We start from the raw sequence: 1,182 nt of genomic DNA, 5'->3' as shown, positions 1-1,182 counted from the left end.
GGCTGTCAAGAAGATGGGCTCGTTGAAGAGTCTGCTCGGCATGCTGCCCGGCGCGGGGCAGATGCGGGAGGCTCTGGACAACTTCGACGACAAAGAACTCGACCGTGTCCAGGCGATCATCTATTCGATGACCCCGGCGGAGCGGGAGAATCCGAAGATCATCAACGGCTCCCGCCGAGCGCGGATCGCACGCGGTTCCGGTACCCAGGTCAGCGAGATCAACCAGCTGGTCGAGCGGTTCTTCATGGCGCGGGACATGATGAGCCAGGCTGCGCAGGGCAAGATGGGCGGCATGCCGGGCATGGGCGGCGGCATGCCAGGGATGCCGGGCATGCCAGGCATGCAAGGCGGAGGCAAGAAGTCCAAGGGCCGGCAGCCGAAGCAGTCGAAGAAGGGGAAGAAGCGCGGGGCGCGATCGGGCAACCCAGCCAAGCGGGCCGCGCAGTTGGCCGCGGCGGAGGACCGGCAGACTCAGGATGCAGCCCCCGGGCAGGTGCCGCCGGCGTTCGGCGGTGGCCAGGACGATTCCGGTAACTCAGACTTCCAGCTTCCCGACGACATCACCGATTTCCTCAATAAGCGCTGATGAGCCAGGCGCTGCACGTCCGTGGGATCGTTCTGCCCGACGAGGAGCATCGCGACCTGTGGGTGAGAGGCGGTGTGGTCAGCTATGAGCCGATTCCCGGCGCCGAGACGGTCGGCAATGGCTGGGTGCTGCCAGGACTGGTCGACTTGCACTGTCATGTGGGCCTCGATGCCAACGGAGCCGTGCCCGACGACGTCGCCGAGGAGCAGGCGGTCGCCAACCGGGACGCCGGGACGCTGCTGATCCGCGACGCCGGCTCGCCGGCGGACACACGATGGATCGACGAGCGCGACGGCTTGCCACGGATCATCCGGGCCGGGCGGCACATCGCTCGCACCAAGCGTTATCTGCGCAACTACGGCTGGGAGATCGAGCCGGAGGAGCTCGTCGCCTATGTCGAACAGGAGGCGCGGCGTGGCGACGGGTGGGTCAAGCTGGTCGGTGACTGGATCGACCGGGACAAGGGTGACCTCGGACCCTGCTGGCCGCGCGAGGCACTGGAAGCCGCCATCGCGCGGGCACATGACCTGGGCGCGCGCGTCACTGCGCATGTTTTCGGCGAGGAGGCGCTGCCCGACTTGCTGGGTGCGGGCATC

1 protein-coding gene and 1 pseudogene are annotated in these 1,182 nt (G+C 67.4%); both read left to right on the top strand.

The genetic code is table 11. The features are described 5' to 3' along the window. A pseudogene (locus ELR45_RS41415) lies at positions 1 to 586 on the top strand (signal recognition particle protein); the annotation flags it as partial. Beyond that, the coding region (locus ELR45_RS24600) for an amidohydrolase family protein (RefSeq protein ID WP_476704139.1) at positions 586 to 1,182 on the top strand (597 nt) is incomplete at its 3' end. The pseudogene ELR45_RS41415 and the gene ELR45_RS24600, both read left to right, overlap by 1 nt.

Source organism: Phytoactinopolyspora endophytica (assembly GCF_004138495.1).
Lineage (GTDB): Bacteria > Actinomycetota > Actinomycetes > Jiangellales > Jiangellaceae > Phytoactinopolyspora > Phytoactinopolyspora endophytica.
The sequence above is the reverse complement of the archived record's forward strand: the minus strand, read 5'-3'. Positions and strand labels throughout refer to the sequence as shown.